The 15,053-nt window shown below is 72.7% G+C and carries 12 protein-coding genes and 1 tRNA gene; 7 read left to right on the forward strand and 6 right to left on the reverse strand.

Going from position 1 to position 15,053, the window contains the following annotated elements; translation table 11 throughout:
- Positions 1-97: 97 nt before the first annotated feature.
- From H5965_RS05720 to H5965_RS05730, 3 genes are all read right to left on the reverse strand, one after another.
- Positions 98-958: a DNA-formamidopyrimidine glycosylase family protein gene (locus tag H5965_RS05720; protein ID WP_310968236.1), complete on the reverse strand. Its 861-nt coding sequence runs from the start codon at positions 956-958 to the stop codon at positions 98-100.
- A 12-nt stretch (positions 959-970) separates the two neighbouring features.
- Complete coding sequence (locus tag H5965_RS05725; RefSeq protein ID WP_086842855.1) at positions 971-1,411, reverse strand: DUF983 domain-containing protein; 441 nt, start codon at positions 1,409-1,411, stop codon at positions 971-973.
- 114 nt (positions 1,412-1,525) lie between these two features.
- Entirely contained in the window at positions 1,526-3,091 is a 1,566-nt protein-coding gene (locus H5965_RS05730; RefSeq protein WP_310968237.1) for a sigma-70 family RNA polymerase sigma factor, read from the reverse strand.
- 187 nt (positions 3,092-3,278) lie between these two features.
- On the opposite strand from H5965_RS05730, the gene H5965_RS05735 reads away from it, so the two are divergent.
- Positions 3,279-3,351, forward strand: a tRNA-Gly gene (locus H5965_RS05735).
- 112 nt (positions 3,352-3,463) lie between these two features.
- On the opposite strand, the gene H5965_RS05740 is transcribed toward H5965_RS05735, so the two are convergent.
- The 3 genes from H5965_RS05740 to H5965_RS05750 all read right to left on the reverse strand — a co-directional run bounded on the left by H5965_RS05740 (position 3,464) and on the right by H5965_RS05750 (position 5,198).
- Positions 3,464-3,862, reverse strand: a complete 399-nt coding sequence (locus H5965_RS05740; RefSeq protein WP_310968238.1) for an immunity 7 family protein — start codon at positions 3,860-3,862, stop codon at positions 3,464-3,466.
- Between the two features lie 20 nt (positions 3,863-3,882).
- Positions 3,883-4,422 carry a DUF2716 domain-containing protein gene (locus tag H5965_RS05745; RefSeq protein ID WP_071831626.1) on the reverse strand — a complete coding sequence of 180 codons (540 nt, stop codon included), beginning with the start codon at positions 4,420-4,422 and terminating at the stop codon, positions 3,883-3,885.
- A 170-nt stretch (positions 4,423-4,592) separates the two neighbouring features.
- The gene (locus H5965_RS05750; RefSeq protein ID WP_310968511.1) at positions 4,593-5,198 is read right to left on the reverse strand and encodes a hypothetical protein; all 606 of its coding nucleotides are present in this window, start codon (positions 5,196-5,198) and stop codon (positions 4,593-4,595) included.
- 275 nt (positions 5,199-5,473) lie between these two features.
- Here H5965_RS05750 and H5965_RS05755 point away from each other — a divergent pair, with 275 nt between their 5' ends.
- From H5965_RS05755 to H5965_RS05780, 6 genes are all read left to right on the forward strand, one after another.
- Positions 5,474-6,601 carry a hypothetical protein gene (locus H5965_RS05755; protein ID WP_310968239.1) on the forward strand — a complete coding sequence of 376 codons (1,128 nt, stop codon included), beginning with the start codon at positions 5,474-5,476 and terminating at the stop codon, positions 6,599-6,601.
- Between the two features lie 97 nt (positions 6,602-6,698).
- Positions 6,699-7,910 carry a hypothetical protein gene (locus tag H5965_RS05760; RefSeq protein ID WP_310968240.1) on the forward strand — a complete coding sequence of 404 codons (1,212 nt, stop codon included), beginning with the start codon at positions 6,699-6,701 and terminating at the stop codon, positions 7,908-7,910.
- A 1-nt stretch (position 7,911) separates the two neighbouring features.
- Positions 7,912-10,236 (forward strand): glycosyltransferase, encoded by a 2,325-nt coding sequence (locus tag H5965_RS05765; protein ID WP_310968241.1) that lies wholly within the window; start codon positions 7,912-7,914, stop codon positions 10,234-10,236.
- Positions 10,233-11,501: an alginate O-acetyltransferase AlgX-related protein gene (locus tag H5965_RS05770; protein WP_310968242.1), complete on the forward strand. Its 1,269-nt coding sequence runs from the start codon at positions 10,233-10,235 to the stop codon at positions 11,499-11,501. The genes H5965_RS05765 and H5965_RS05770 overlap by 4 nt, the downstream gene beginning before the upstream one ends.
- 24 nt (positions 11,502-11,525) lie before the next feature.
- On the forward strand, positions 11,526-12,644 hold the full coding sequence (locus H5965_RS05775) for a hypothetical protein (protein WP_310968243.1): 1,119 nt from the start codon (positions 11,526-11,528) through the stop codon (positions 12,642-12,644).
- Positions 12,641-14,998: a glycosyltransferase gene (locus H5965_RS05780; protein ID WP_310968244.1), complete on the forward strand. Its 2,358-nt coding sequence runs from the start codon at positions 12,641-12,643 to the stop codon at positions 14,996-14,998. Before H5965_RS05775 ends, H5965_RS05780 begins: the two co-directional genes overlap by 4 nt.
- The last annotated feature ends 55 nt before the right edge of the window (positions 14,999-15,053 follow it).

Raw genomic sequence — 15,053 nt, forward strand, 5'->3', positions numbered from 1 at the left:
TCTGCGCTCGAACGACCGGGTGCAAGGCCTGATCCCACTTTCTGTCCAACTGCGCTGACCGAGGGTGGAGAAGACCCTACCGAGCGTCCGGAAGCCGCTACTTCAGCAGCCTGGACATCCGCCGGTCGGCGAGGGGCTTGCCGCCGGTCTGGCAGGTCGGGCAGTACTGGAACGACTTGTCGGCGAAGGATATTTCGCGGATCGTGTCGCCGCAGACGGGACACGGGAGCCCGGTGCGCGCGTGGACCCGCAGCCCCGACCGCTTCTCGCCCTTCAGCCGGGCCGCCTTCTGCCCCACCGAACGCTCGACGGCGTCGGTCTCGATCTCGCGGATCGCCTCGGCGAGGGTTTCCAGCGCGCCTTCGCCGAGCTTGCCGATCGTGGCGTACGGCGAGAGCTTCGCGCGGTGCATGATCTCGTCGGAGTAGGCGTTGCCGATCCCGGCGAGCAGCGACTGGTCGGTGAGCGCCCACTTCAGCCGGGTGTTCTTGCCGGCGAACAGCTCACGCAGCTGGGCGGCGTCGACGGCGAGCGCGTCCGGGCCCAGCCGCGCCACGCTCGCGATCTCCTGCGGGTTCTTCACGATCCACACCGCGAGGCCCTTCTTCGTGCCCGCTTCGGTGAGGTCGAAGCCCGGCCCGGTGGCGGACTCGAGGTGCACGCGCAACGAGATCGGGCCCTTGCCCGGCTTCAGCGGCGCCGCGGCGAGGCCGTCGGACCAGCGCAGCCAGCCCGCGCGGGCCAGGTGGACGACCAGGTGCAGGTCGCCGGCCACGACGTCGAGGTGCTTGCCGTGCCGGGTCGCGCCGGTGATCTCGCGGCCGTGCAGCTCGGTCCACGGCGGTGTCGCCGTCTTGAGCACGCTCAGCGATGCGACATCGATGCGGAAGATCGTCCGGCCCACGGCGTTCTCGCGCAGGTGGTGAGCCAGTGCTTCGACCTCGGGTAGCTCGGGCATGGCTCCAGTGTCCTACTCGACCGGGTGAAGCGGCCCGTCGAAGTCCGGCAGCGAGTGCCGCTGGATGGTCTTGGAGATCTTCTTGACCTCGCCCTGCACGGTGAACATGCCGCGGATGGTGCCGACCCAGCGCTCGGACGGCCTGTCCCCGGTCACGTCGCCCTCGGTCTCCGCGACCACCGTCCACGGGCGGCGCAGGATCCACCGCAGCGGGAAGAACAGCACCACGAGCAGCAGCGCCAGCAGCACCCACGCGGGGACGTTGACCTGGTCGGGCGTCCACACGATGAGGATCACCGCCAGCAGGGCGGTGACGACGATCATCGCGATCCCGGGCCCGTAGCTGCCCGCCACGTCGTGCTCGAAGTCGTCGGCGGTCGCCGGTGCGCGCCATTCCATCTGGGCACGGACCACCCAGTCGCGGCCGTCTTCGCCGCGTACCAGCCGGTTCATTCAGTTGCCTCCCGGGGCGCCCGCAGGGTGAGCGTCCTCAACGTTACCGTGCCGCGGCTCACCCGCGCGAGGGAGGAATCGGACATCTCGCCCGCCGGAGGGGATCACCGCTGATCAAGAACCCGACGGCGGGGGCGCGTCCGCGTCCGCCGGTTCGCCCGACCCGGTGACGGAGGACGCGCTGCCCGGGCACGGCTTCTCCGAAGTCGGCGTCACGGTCGTCGACGGTTCGGGCGATGTCCCGGTCGTACCGGACTCGTCGTCCTTCGGCGCCGGCTTCTCCGCCTCGTCCGACGACGGGACCGGCTTGCCGGGCCGGCCGGTCGGCGACAGCTCGGGCCCCTTGGCGTCCTCCGGGACGGGCTCGTCGGTGGACTCGGTCGTCATCGTCATCTCGGGCCTCGACGTGTCCAGCCGCGGCGAGGTCGCCGGCGGCTGGTCGGACGCCAGGTAGGTCGTCGACGTGAGGTCTTCGCGCGGGGCCGGCTGGGCACCGGCACCACCCACTTCGGAGACCGGGACGTCCCCGGCCACCGGCACCTGCGGGACTTCGTTCGCGGCGACCTGCCGCTCCCCGCCCCGCGACCGGGCCGGGACCGCGGCCCCGGTGCCCCGCCCGTTGAGCACGCCGATGCCGATCCGCGGCTCCGGCGGCGCCTGGGGCGGCGGCTGGTGGTGCGTCTCCGACGGCGGCACCACGACGAGCTCGGGCGCCCCGCCGGACAACCCGACGTCCTGCACCGGCCCGGACCCGAACAGCACCGGCCCGGCCGCGACGCCCACGGCACCCACCGCGGCGGTCGATGCCAGCGCCAGCCCGATCTTTACCTTCGACCCGACCAGCACGCCCTTGACCGTCGCGCCCAGCCCGGCCAGCACCCCGCTGCCGCCCAGCGAAGCGGCGGCCGGCACCAGCAGCACCAGGACGCCGGCGTGCGCCCGCAGCGACGAACAGACGTCCCGCAGCTCGTCCTGCGTCGCCCGGCACGACGCGCAGCCGTGCAGGTGTGCCTTGATCCGCTCGGCCTCGGCACCGGTGACACTGCCCGCGGTGAACCCACCGAGCTTTTCGACGACCGCCCGGCACGAATCCGGCCCGCGGCTCACCGAAAGGTGCGCCTGCAGGTACGCCGCGCGCAGCCCCTGCCGGGCCCGGCGGGCCAGGGCGGCGGTCGCGTTCGCGCTCAACCCGAAGTGGGGAGCGACCATCGCGGGCTGCTCGCCCTCGACCTCGGTCTGCCACAACACCGTCCGCCACCGCTCCGGCAAGCTGGTGAACGCCGTCGTGATCAGCGAATGCTCGGCCGTGCGGGCGTGCGTGTCCGCACCCGCCCCGGCGCGGAAGGTCAGCTCGTCGTCGGACACCGGGACGTCCCGGCGGGCACCGTGCCACTCCCACGACACCCGGCGGGCGACGGTCAGCAGGTAGGCGCGGACGTAGTCACGGGGACCGGCGCCCCGGCGGAGGGCCTGCAGGACGCGGAAGAACGTCTCCGCGGTGATGTCCTCGGCCTCGGACCGATCGGCCGCCAGGCTCTGCGCGAGCCGGCGGACCGCGGCGGCGTGCAGCTCGAACAGCTCCCCGAAAGCGGCGTCCTCGCCGTTGCGGAGCCGTTGCAGCAGTGCCTGCTCGTCGGATTCCGAGGCCGCTGGTGGCGGCACCGTGCCCAGCTCGGTCATCCGGCCCGGCACCTCCTCCCCGAAGGTCTCCCCATTCGGTCGAATGGAGACACCATACGGAGGGAATCAGCCGTCGTCACCCCTTGTACGCCAGCTGTGACACCGAAGCACCGGTCCGGGAACGGGGGGACCCGGTGACGAGCCCCTCACGGCGAGGGTATAGAGTTCTCCCCATCAGCAAGGCAGTGCGGATGTAGCGCAGCTGGTAGCGCATCACCTTGCCAAGGTGAGGGTCGCGGGTTCGAATCCCGTCATCCGCTCAGGAACAAGGGGCCGTGCGTCCGGGAAACCGGACCGCGGCCCCTTGTTCATTTCACCCGGTCGGGCCGAACTCCCGGGGCCTTCGTCAGGCCTCAGGAGTCTTCCGCGGGTTCAGAGCTCGTAGGTGTCGAGGATCGTGGGGGCCACCGGCGTCAGGTGGGGGTCTTCGCGCTCGGTCACCTGGCCGCGGGCCATCCGGTAGACGCGGAAGTTGTTGTCGTTCTCCGTGTCCTGGTCGTCCCAGGTGAAGAGCAGGCCGTACGAACCCGGGGCCAATTCGCCCGCTCGGGTGAAAAGTGTCAGGAGTTCGGCGGCCTGGAGGCCGTGCTTGTCGAACCCTCCGAAGTGGAGCATGGGGATGCCCGCGCTCCAGCGGAGGTCGACCAGGTCGAACTCGGCCGCGTCGCGGATCGCGCGGTGCACGCGGTCGACCAGGCGCTCCAGGAGCGCCGCGTCGTCGTCGCCGCTCGCGGTCGCCTGGATGGTCACCCAGCCGTGGTATTCGAACACCCGCAGAACGGTAGCAAGGCTCAGCGGGCCAGCGCCGACGGCTTCCCGTCACGGCGCAGCACGTTCGACAGCACCCCTTCGCCCAGCCGCTCGAACGCCGGCACCAGCTTCTCGCCGAACACGCACAGCGTCCGCTCCCACGGGTGGCCGAGCGTGCCGTACGAGAAGTCCGCCGCCAGGAACAGGTGGTAGTCCGCGCGCGGGAACACCGGCACCGGCCACCGGGCGCTCCCGGACATCAGGTGCGGGCGGACGCGGTAGGACTGGTGCTGCCAGTGCAGCGCCCACATCCAGTCGTCCGGGCCGCAGACCTCGCGGAACGCGGCCAGCGCGATCGTCGCGACCTGGTGCTCCTCGACCGCGTACGGGCCCAGCCGGAACTCCGCCGAGGCGCGGTCCAGGTTCCCGGGCGAGAGGTCCCACGTCCGCGACGGCGCCGGCTCGCGGAAGCCCGGCCAGGCGTGCGCGTAGGTGCTCGGCCAGAACGCCAGCTTGTCGTACACCCAGTACCAGGCGGGCTCGTCGACGACGCGGGAGACGGCTTCCCAGGCAGCATTCACTTGAGACCTCGAGTCGGCCAGGCGCGGAAGAACACGCGAAAGCTTCGTGTTCGGCCTCCGGTTTGTCCAGTCCCGGCCGGTCCGCCGCGAGGTGTGTCACTCATCCGGGTGGGTTCCGCCAAATGGTCACGAGGGGGAGGCGCCGGGACGACGTCCGGCGCCTCCCCGGGTCAGGCCGCGTCCCAGAGGGTGAGGAACGCCGAGGCCTCGCTGCGGGCCCACGGCCGCATCCGGGCCCGGTCGCGCGCCGAGAGCTGGTACTCCTTCCCGCGGCGGACGTCGATCACCAGCGCCTCGCCGCCGGGGAGGATGTCCGGCATCGCCTCCTCCAGCACCCACAGCGCGAGCTGCGCCGACGCCTTCGCGAGCGGCTCCTCCTTGAAGTAGAGCCAGGTCGCGTACCGGCGGCCGTCGCTCTTGCGCAGGCCCAGCTGCGGGCTGACGCCGATCTCCAGCTCCCCGATCCGGCACCGGCCGCGCCCGACCTCGACCAGCTTCGGCGACTTGCGGCCGAGGTACTGCAGCCAGCCTTCGGCGATCGCCGCGTAGTGCGGCTTCGTCCGCTCGTCGGCGGCGTTGACGAGGGCGCGCAGTGCCACCTCGTCCTGGTTCGCCGCCCGGCCGGAGCGGACCGCGTTGGCCGCCCGCCGGTAGTAGTTGAACGCCGCGCGCGCCGGATCTTCGTACTGACGGCGCTGCCGCCGGACGAACGACGACCGCGACGGCCCGGCACTCGCGCTGTAGCCCACGAACGTGGACAGGGTGATGTAGGCCATGGCCCTGCCTTCCTCCATCACGCCACCCGCGGTCGCGGGCGGCATCTCCCCTGGACAACGCCAATTTTAGAACACATGTACGACAGTTTCCGGGTCCTGACGGGTGACGGCGGCACGTCCCGGTACCCCCGCGGCGACGATTCGGGATCGTCCGTGCAGAGGACTCCCGAAACCGCGTTCCGTGCGCTACGTTGCCGATCAACCTCGAACAGCAACTTCTCAGGTCGGCCGCGCGTGCCAGACTGATGCCCCGAACGGTGGATGGGGGTCTACTCATGAGCTGGCAGGACGACCTGCGCCGGCTGGACGCGGACCTGGCGGCGGGGCGCATCGAGCCCGCCGCCCACCGCAAGCAGCGGGACGAGCTGCTCGCGCAGGCTTCCGGGTCGACGGTGGCCTCGCCCGTCCCGTCGCCCCTGCGCCGGCCCGCGACCGCGTGGCAGAGCAAGAACCCCGCGGCGCCGACGGAGGCCCTGCCGGCGCAACGGCAGGAACCGCCGTCGAACCCGCAGGGCTACCAGCCGTCCCGGCCGCAGGTCCGCCCGCCGCTGCCCGCGCCGCCGTGGCAGCGCACCGGGCCCGGGGTGCCCGCCGTCGCGGACCACCTGACCACGGCGCCGAGCCCGGCGGACATCAACCCGACGCGGTACCTGAGCGTCGAGGGCCCGCTGCCGGACCGGCCGCAGCTCAGCCGGTTCCCGCCGACGCACCCGCGCGGGGAGCAGGCACCGCCCAGACCGGAGGCGCCGCCGCCGGACGAGGCGGGCAAGCACCGCTGGGACGAATCGGCCGGCCGCCGGCGTCCGGTCCGGCTCTTCCTGGCCCTGGGTGTGCTCCTGGTGCTGGCGATGATCGCCGGCGGGATCGCGTGGCTCGGTTCCGGCTCGGACCAGGCGGCCTCGCCGTCGAACGCGCCGTCGTCCGGCTCCGACGCCGTCCGCACCCCGCCGCTGGACGAGCGGGTGCCGCAGATGCCGGGCAAGCAGAACCCGAACAACTCGACGATGTCCGTGGCCAAGGGCCTCGAACTGGGGCTCTACCCGGCGTCGACGGCGGACCTGCTGAGCGCGAACGGGGCGAGCAAGGTGATCTACCGGGGCGCCGCCGACGGCGACGTCTCGTACCTGGTCCTGGTCGTGCCGACGGGCAGCCCGGCCAACGCGCAGGCCGTCGTCGAGAAGCTCTACCAGGACGCGCTGGCGGGCGGCTTCCGGTCGGTCCAGTCGGCGTTGCGCACGGTTTCGGGGAAGGACCGCGACACCTTCCTGAACACCACCTGGTACGGCTCCGGCAACAACGTCGTGAGCATCGGGATCGCCGAACCGGACCGCGGGCAGGCGGGGCTGAGCAGCGAACTGGACAAGGCCGTGGACGCGCTCGAGGCGGTCCTCCCGGTCAGCTGACCCCGAACCGACCCTTCCGACCTCGGCGGGCCGGGCTGAGTGCACAATGATGCGGGAGCTGGCTGGGCTGGCAACGCTGACGAGAAGGGGGCCCGGTTTGTCCTGGCAGGAGCAACTACGCCAGTTGGACGAAGAGCTGGCCGCGGGTCAGATTTCGGCCGACGACTACCGGCTGCGGCGGGACAGCGTGCTGTCCGCGGCGGTCAACGTCGATCCCCAGGCGAGCCAGACCGGGTCCAGTGAGTCGGAGAGCACTCACATCATCGCCCCGGTGACGCCGCCTCCCGGCCAGCCGCAGGCCCCGGCCGCGCCGTCGGGCGACCAGACCCAGATCGTCAACACCTCCTTCGACGGCGAACGCACCCAGGCCGTCCCGCAGGGTCCCCCGCCCCAGGGCTGGGCGCCGGCCGGCCAGGGCGACGCCGAGCGCACGCAGGTCGTGCCGGGCGTGCCGCCGCAGGCCACCGCGGGCGGGTACCACCCGGGCGGCCACGGTTCGGGCGGGTTCCCGGCCCAGCAGCCGCAGTACGCGCCGCCGCCGCACCTGTCCGGTCCCAACCAGCAGATGCCGTGGGCCGCGCCCGCGCAGAACACGAGCACCCCGTGGGGCGGTTCGGACTTCCCCGCCGACACGAGCTGGGTCGGCCAGGGGCCGGAGCCGTCGTTCGAGACGACCCCGGCCAAGGGCGGCAAGAAGATCATCGCGATCGTGGTCGCGGTCGTCGTGCTGGCCGGGCTCGGCGTCGGCGGCTACTTCCTCTTCTCCGGCAACGGCAACGAGCCGACGCCGCCCGCCGCGCAGTCGTCCACCGCGCCGCCGCCCCCGACCCAGAAGCCGAAGGACGACCTCGAGATCGCCAAGCTCCCCGGCGACGTCAAGGAAACCACCGACTTCGCGAAGTTCGACGACTTCGAGGCGCGCAAGGTCCTCACCGACGAGGAGAACGACGCCCTCGCCGCGGCGAACCCGACCACCGCGCGGATGTCGGTGTCGAACCTGCCCTCCGGCGTGACCGTCGTGGTGGTCACCGCGAAGACCTCCGGTGCGTCGGCCGCGAACAACGCGGTCGACAAGCTCGGGACGCTGCAGGCGAAGTACAAGCTCACGAAGTACACCGGCACCACGCCGCCGAACGTCGACGTCGTGCAGCTCGTCAAGGAAGACGGCAGCGCCCTGATCCGGGCCCACTACGTGCACAAGCAGACCGTGGTCCGCGTGCAGGTGAACGGGGCGGACATGGCCGGGGTCTCGCAGGCCTTCGACGAGATCCTCGCGAAGCAGCTGGCAGAGCTGCCCGCCAACGGCTGACATGGCGGTTCGCCGGTTCGTCGCCTGCACCGTGGTCACCCGGGACCGTCTGGGGGCCGCCGAGGTGCTCGCCGCGTCGTACCGCGCGCACCACCCCGGGCACGAGTTCACCGTGCTCGTGGCCGACGACGGCGCCGTGCCCGGCGAGCTGGACCTCGATCCGGAGGAGTACTTCCGGCTGGTCACCTGCCACGACGGCGCCGACCTGGCGGACGTCCTGCGGCCGCTCCTGCTGCGCAGCTTGCTCGAGCGGTTCGACGTCGCGGTCCTGCTGGACGCCGACATCGAGGTCCACGCGCCGTTCGAGGACGTCAGCGCGCTCGCGGCGGACCACGGTGTCGTCGTCGCGGCGGCGCTGCTGGCCCCGCTCCCGCGGGACGGTCTCGAACCCGAGGACGTCCCGGGCGTCTACGACGGCTTCCTCGCCGCCGGGCCCGCCGCACGGCCGTTCCTCGACCACTGGGCGGACCGGGCCCGCCGGCGGCCACCGCACCGGACGGCGGCGACCTGGCGGTGGCCGGACCTGCTGCCCGGCACGTTCGAGCACCTGGTCGTCCGCGATCGCGGGCTCGCCGTCGGCTACTGGAACCTGCACGAACGCTCGCCGTCCGAAAGCCGGTTCATCGCCTTCCGCGGCTACGACCCCGAAGCGCCCTGGCTGCTGTCGGCCGACTGCGCGACCCGGCCGCGAGTGCGGCTCTCCGCGGATCCGGTGCTGCGCCGGCTGTGTGACGCCTACGGCGACCGCGTCGGCCCGAGCCGGCCCGGCGAAAGCCGGTTTTCCGCGCTCCCGGACGGTTCGCCGCTCACCCCGCAGATGCGGCAGCTCTACCACGACGCCTGGGTACGCACGGACCAGCCGGCCGAAAAGCTGCCGCCGCACCCCTTCGGCGACGACGGGGGCCGCGCGTTCCGGGAGTGGCTGACCGAACCGGCGAACCCGGTCGACGCCGCGGGCGGGATGACGCGGCTGGCGGCCGAGGTCTGGCGCGCCCGCGTCGACCTGCAGGCGGTGTTCCCCCACCCCCGCGGCGAAAGCGCGCCCGGCTTCCGGCAGTGGTGCGCGACGCACGGCGTCGCCGAAGGCCTGCTGCCCGAGTGGGCGCTTCCGGTTCCCGCCGCCGCGCCGCTGGCGCCGGTCGGCGACTTCGGGGTCAACGTCGTCGGCTTCCTCACCGCCGAACTCGGGCTCGGCGAGATGGCCCGGCTGATCCAGCGGATGATCGTCCGGGCCGGCATCCCGATGGTGTCGGTCGTCGAAGAGCGGTCCATCGCCGGCTCGGTCCGCACCGGGCTCGCCGTGCCGGACAGCGTCGGCCCGCCGCGGTTCGGGGTCAGCCTGCTGACGGTCAACTCCGACTTCACGCGAGTGGTCGTCGACAGCCACCCGGACGCCGCCGCCGGCCGCTACCGGATCGGGCTGTGGGCCTGGGAACTCGAGGACTTCCCGGCCGGGATGCACGACGGGTTCGCCTTCGTCGACGAGGTCTGGACGCCCAGCGAGTTCGCCACCCGGGCGATCACGGCGCACTCGCCGGTCCCGGTCCGGACCATTCCGGTGCCGGTGCCCGACCCGGGCCCGGTCACCCGGGAACCCGACGGGACCACCCGGTTCCTGTTCGTCTTCGACTTCAACTCGACCGGCGGCCGGAAGAACCCGTGGGGCGTCGTCGAGGCCTTCCGCCGTGCCTTCCCCGGCCGCGAAGACGTCCGGCTCGTGCTGAAGGCGACCAACGGGCGGCGGAACACCGCGGCGGTCGAACGGCTGCGGCGCGCGATCGACGGCGACGCGCGGATCGAGCTCGTGGAGCGGTACCTCACCGTCGCCGAACTCGACGCCCTGTATGCCAGGACCGACGCCTACGTGTCACTGCACCGGAGCGAGGGGTTCGGGCTGACGGTGGCCGAGGCGATGGTCAGGGGGCTGCCGGTGATCGCGACGGACTACTCGAGCACGACCGAGTTCTTCGGTCCGGAGTCCGGCTGGCCGGTGCCGTTCACGATGACCGGCGTCGGCCCGGGCTGGCCGCCCTACCGCAGTGACGGCCGCTGGGCCGACCCGGACCTCGACGCGGCCGCCGGAGCCATGCGCGCCGTCGCGGACGACCCGGCCGAAGCCCGCCGGCGCGGGGCGGCCGCCCGTGCGCACATCCTGCGCACGCACCCGGAGGACGTCACGGTGGCGTGGCTGCGCGAGCGGCTGGGCGAAGCGCACCGGACCTGGCTCGCCCGGCGGGCACCCGAGCCGCCGCCGCGGTCGCCGCTGGCCGCCCGCGCCCGCCGCCTGCTGCGGCCGGTGGCCCGCCGGATGCGGGTGACGTCGTGACGCGGCCGGGCGGTCCGCAGCAGACGATGCTGCCGGTCTACGAAGCCTTCCTCCCCCGCGAACACGCGCTCTACCGGCCACGCCACGGCGGGAAGCAGCTCGTGGCGCTGATCTGCGCGACCGTCTTCTTCCTGACGCCGAACCTGTCGGTCGTCTTCGGCGCGCGGCCCGGCGAGTTCGAAAACCGGGCGCTGACGCCGTTCCCGAGCCTCGGGCAGGGCTGGTCGTTCTTCCCGCAGCTCGGCAACTGGGCGACCGACCACCTGGTGCTGCGCGAGCAGGCCGTGCACACCGCCGACGGCATCAGCCGCGGGGTGTTCGGCGAACCGCCGCCGCTGAACCAGGAACACCAGCAGGGCCCGCTGCAGGTGCCGGGCGACACCAAGCTCGACCCGCGCCAGTTCCCCACCGTGATCGAAGGCAAGGACGGCTGGCTCTACCTCGGCGACGAGGTCACCAGCCACTGCGTGCCGACCGAGAACCTGGACACCACGTTCGACCGGCTGCGCCAGTTCCGGGACGGGATCGAGGCGTCCGGCCGCCAGCTGGTCGTCGTCATCGCGCCGGACAAGGCGACCATGGTCCCGCAGCACCTGCCCGACATCTACCTCGGCAAGGACTGCCACGACAGCGTCCAGAACGACTTCTGGCGCCGGGTCGACGCCGAGAACTTCATGGTCGACCTGCGCAAACCCCTCCAGGACTGGGCCAACCGCAAAGGCCAGCCGCTCTACGGCCCGCAGGACGCCCACTGGAACGACGAGGGCGCGATCACCGCGGTCCGCGAGGTCACCGAGAAGCTCCGGCCGGGCATCACTTCGAGCTGGCGCGTCCAGCCGAAGGAGAACTGGGAGCTGCCGGCCGACCTGCCCCGGCTGATCGGCCGGACCGGGCTGACCGACGGCACGCACTACGCGCTGATGCCCGACGGCCGGACCGACCTGACCCGCACGATGCCCGCCGACTACATCCCGCCGGTGCACACCGACACCGCGTCCGGGACCGGCACGTACGGCCTCCGCACGGCCTGGCTCGGCGACTCGTTCACCATCCGCACCCTGCCGTACATGGCCGCCACCTTCCGCGACCTGACCGCCATGCACTACAGCACGTCCGACTCCGACAGCGGCGCCGCGATCGCCGACCTGCTCGAGCGCAGCGACGTCGTGGTGGTCGAGTTCGCCGAGCGCGGGCTGATCGCCGGGGCCGCGTCGATGCTGACGCCGTCCGTGCAGCAGAACATCTTCCGCGAGCTCAACCGATGACCGCGCCGAACTGTGGGATTGTGCATGTCTTCTGACCAGCTGGCCGCCGCGCTGGCCCGCCTCGACGAACACCGCGAGCTGCACCTGCCGCTGCGCAAGACCGACCTGCTCGGCCGGCTGGCCCTGCGGTTCCTGTGGAAGCGTCAGGTGAAGTGGCAGATCGAGGCCAACCTGGCCATCCGGGACGCGCTCGCCGCCGTGCACCACACCCAGCGCGAGCTGCCGGCCGACGCCGTCCGCCACGCCGAGCTGGCGCACGAGGTCGAGCTGCTGCGGCAGCAGGACAAGACCATGACCGCGGGCCTGAACCAGCGGCTGTACGCGGGCCTCGGCCGGATCGAATCGCAGCTGTCCGAGCTGAAGCTGCAGCAGGCGGAGACGGCCGAGCAGGGAGACGACACCGAGCTGCGGCTGAAGGCCCTGGAAACGCAGGTCGCGGCGCTGGCCTCGGCGGCGGCCGACGCCCGGCTGCGGCACGCCCAGCTGGACGTCGCGCTCGACCGCGTCCGGGCCGGGCAGGCAGTCACCGAGGTCGCCACGGACGTCGCCGACCGCGAATCGTTCCTCGAACTGGCCCTTTCGCAGCTGCTCGACGGGCCGGAAAGCCGCGTGCGCGAAGCCCGCAAGACGCACCTGTCGCTCATCACGGCAGCGCGGGAGGCGGGCGCCAACGGCCCGGTGTTCGACGTCGCGCCGGGCCGCGGCGAATGGCTCGAGGTGCTTCGCTCGGCGGACCTGCCGTACCTGGCGGCGTCGGACAACAAGCTGGTCCGGCAGCACTGCGCGGGGCTCGGCCTCGACGTCGCCGCGCAGGAGCCGCTGGCCGCGCTGGCGGCCGTGCCGGCCCGCTCGCTCGGCGCGGTGACCGCCTTCCGGTTCGCCGAACGCCGGACGCCGGACGCCCTCGCGCGCTTCGCCGACCTCGCCGCGACCGCGCTGCAGCCCGGTGGCGTGCTCCTGGTCGAGACGCCGGGCCCCGGCGCGGAAACGGAGTTCCGGCTGGACCCCTTCGCACGGAAGCCGTTGCACCCGGTCTACCTCCGGTTCGTCGCCGAGGCGGCGGGCTTCCCGGAGGTCGACGTCCGCGAGGTGGCCGCCGCCGACGGTCTCGGTGAGCGCCTGTGCCTGATCGCCCGTCGATGACCGCCCGGGCCACCATGTGGACCCCGCTGCCGCCTCAGACCAGCGGGATCGCGGACTACAGCTACCACCTCACCGAGGCCCTGGCCGAGCTGCTCGACGTCGCCGCGATGACCGACGCGCCAGGCGCCCGGGTGCCCGCCGGTGTCCGGCTGCTGGAGGCGGACGAGCCGGCCGAAGGCGTGCCGGTCTACCACATCGGCAACCACGCCGGCGTCCACGGCGGGATCTACCGCCGGGCGATCGCGGACCCGGGTGTCGTGGTGCTGCACGATCCGTCCCTTTTGGACTTCCACGCCGGGATCCTCGGCAGTGTCGCCTCCGAGGCGTTCCGCGAAGAGGTGCGGTACGCGCACGGGCCGATCTGGGGCCACCAGCACGACCCGGCGCTGCTGCACGGCCTGCCGGCGATCGAGGTCGACGGCGTCAAGACCCTCGACCACGGCACGCTGACCCTGGAACGCCGGCTCGTCACGACCAGCCGCGGGGTCGTCGTCCACGACCCGCGGACCGCGGAGTTCCTCCGCGCCCGGTACCCCGGGATCCCGGTGCACGCCGTGCCGCACGGCGCTCTGCTGCCGGACCCCGCGCGCCGCGAGCCGGTGCGGGCCGGGCTGGGCTGGACCGACGACCAGGTCGTCTTCGGCGTCTTCGGCAGCCTGGCCGGGCACCGGCGGGTGACCGCCGCTGTGCTGGCTTTCGCCGAGCTGCGCCGCCGCTGGCCGAACGCGCGGCTGCTGATCGCCGGGCACGCCGGGGACGCCGGGGTGCTCGACCAGGTGCGGCAGGTGGTCGAGGCGAGCGGGTTCCCCGACTCCGTCCACTTCGAACTGTCGCCGGCGGAAGACCGCCTCGACGACCTGATCCTGGCCGCCGACGCCGTGGTCAGCCTGCGGTGGCCGACCGCCGGCGAGACCAGCGGCACGATGCTGCGGGCGTTCGGCGCCGGGCGCGTGGTGATCACCAGCGACCTCCCGCAGCACCGGCACTACGACAGCGCGTTCTGCTGGACCGTGCCGACGGCACCGGCCGGGGAGGCGGCCGAGCTGTACCGGCTGCTCGAACGCGGGATGTGCTGGCCCGAGGAGTTGCGCGCGGCCGGGGAGCTCGCGCGGAAGTGGACCGGGGAGAACGCCACCTGGGCGATCGCCGCGCAGGGCTACGCCGACGCGATCTCGGCCGCGGAGAACTTCGTTGCGCCGCAAGAAAAGCGGCGGCCCGGCGTGAACGTCTTCGCCGACGTCCGCGCCACCACCGGCCTGTCCGAAGCGGCCCGCCGGTACGTCCAGGCGATGGCCACGCACGGCACCGAGCTGACGTTCACGGAGTTCAACAGCCAGGCGCCGTTCCGCACGATCGAGGTGCCGCCGGAGGTCGCCGCCCTGCGCCGGGGCAAGGAGTTCGACGTCGACCTGTGGCTCGTCAACGTCAACGAGTGGCAGCTGATCCCGGAACACGCGCTCGACCGCTACACGATCGCCGTGTGGGCGTGGGAGCTGCCGGAACCGCCGGTGCACGCGCTGCCGCACCTGCCGGGCATCGACGAGCTCTGGCTGATCTCCCAGTTCGTCTCGGACTCCTTCCGCACGGTGACCGACATCCCGATCACCGTGGTGCCCAACGTCGTCCCCCAGGCGCCCGACGTGACCGGGGACCGCGCGAAGTTCGGCCTCCCCGAAGACGGCCTCATCGTGCTGTTCACGTTCAGCGCGTCCTCGAGCGACGCCCGGAAGAACCCGTGGGCGGTGCTCGAAGCGTTCCGCCGGGCGTTCCCGCCGGAGGAGCGCGGCACGAAGGCGCACCTGGTGTTCAAGGTGAACGACCTCCAGCGGTTCCCGGAGCTGGACGCCTCGCTGAGCGCGGCGGTCACTTCGGTGGGCGGGACGCTGCTGCGGCGCGAGATGTCCCGCACGGACATGGACACGCTGCTGGCCACCTGCGACGTCTACACGTCCCTGCACCGCTCGGAAGGCTTCGGGCTCGGCATGGCCGAGGCAATGGCGATGGGCAAGCCGGTGGTGGCGACCGGGTTCGGCGGCAACGTCGACTTCATGCCCCCGGGCGCGGCGGCGGTCGTCGGGTACGAGCCCCGCGCGATCGGCCCGAACGACCACCGGTTCGGCGGCGGCTTCGGCGATTGGTACACGGTCGGGCAGCTGTGGGCGGACGCGGACGTCGACCAGGCCGCGCGCTGGCTGCGCAAACTCGCCGACAGCCCACGGGTGCGGGAAGAGATGGGCGCGAAGGCGATCGAGGCGATCCGCGACTTCTGCAGCCCCGCGGCGGTCGCGAAGGTGATCAACCGGCGGCTGGCGGAGCTCGCCCGGGACGGCGCCAAGCGGCACGTGCGCCGCTGACCGCCGCTCCAACTGCCGCTCCCCAGGTCGCGAATGACTCATTCGGGACGTCGGA

Source organism: Amycolatopsis sp. 505 (assembly GCF_031625235.1).
In the GTDB taxonomy this organism is placed as follows: Bacteria; Actinomycetota; Actinomycetes; order Mycobacteriales; family Pseudonocardiaceae; genus Amycolatopsis.

Coding starts and splice junctions, on each gene's coding strand:
- H5965_RS05730 (WP_310968237.1), bottom strand. CDS start 3,091: ATGACCGAGCTGGGCACGGTGCCGCCACCAGCGGCCTCGGAATCCGAC.
- H5965_RS05725 (WP_086842855.1), bottom strand. CDS start 1,411: ATGAACCGGCTGGTACGCGGCGAAGACGGCCGCGACTGGGTGGTCCGT.
- H5965_RS05750 (WP_310968511.1), bottom strand. CDS start 5,198: ATGGCCTACATCACCCTGTCCACGTTCGTGGGCTACAGCGCGAGTGCC.
- H5965_RS05775 (WP_310968243.1), top strand. CDS start 11,526: ATGTCTTCTGACCAGCTGGCCGCCGCGCTGGCCCGCCTCGACGAACAC.
- H5965_RS05755 (WP_310968239.1), top strand. CDS start 5,474: ATGAGCTGGCAGGACGACCTGCGCCGGCTGGACGCGGACCTGGCGGCG.
- H5965_RS05720 (WP_310968236.1), bottom strand. CDS start 958: ATGCCCGAGCTACCCGAGGTCGAAGCACTGGCTCACCACCTGCGCGAG.
- H5965_RS05765 (WP_310968241.1), top strand. CDS start 7,912: ATGGCGGTTCGCCGGTTCGTCGCCTGCACCGTGGTCACCCGGGACCGT.
- H5965_RS05780 (WP_310968244.1), top strand. CDS start 12,641: ATGACCGCCCGGGCCACCATGTGGACCCCGCTGCCGCCTCAGACCAGC.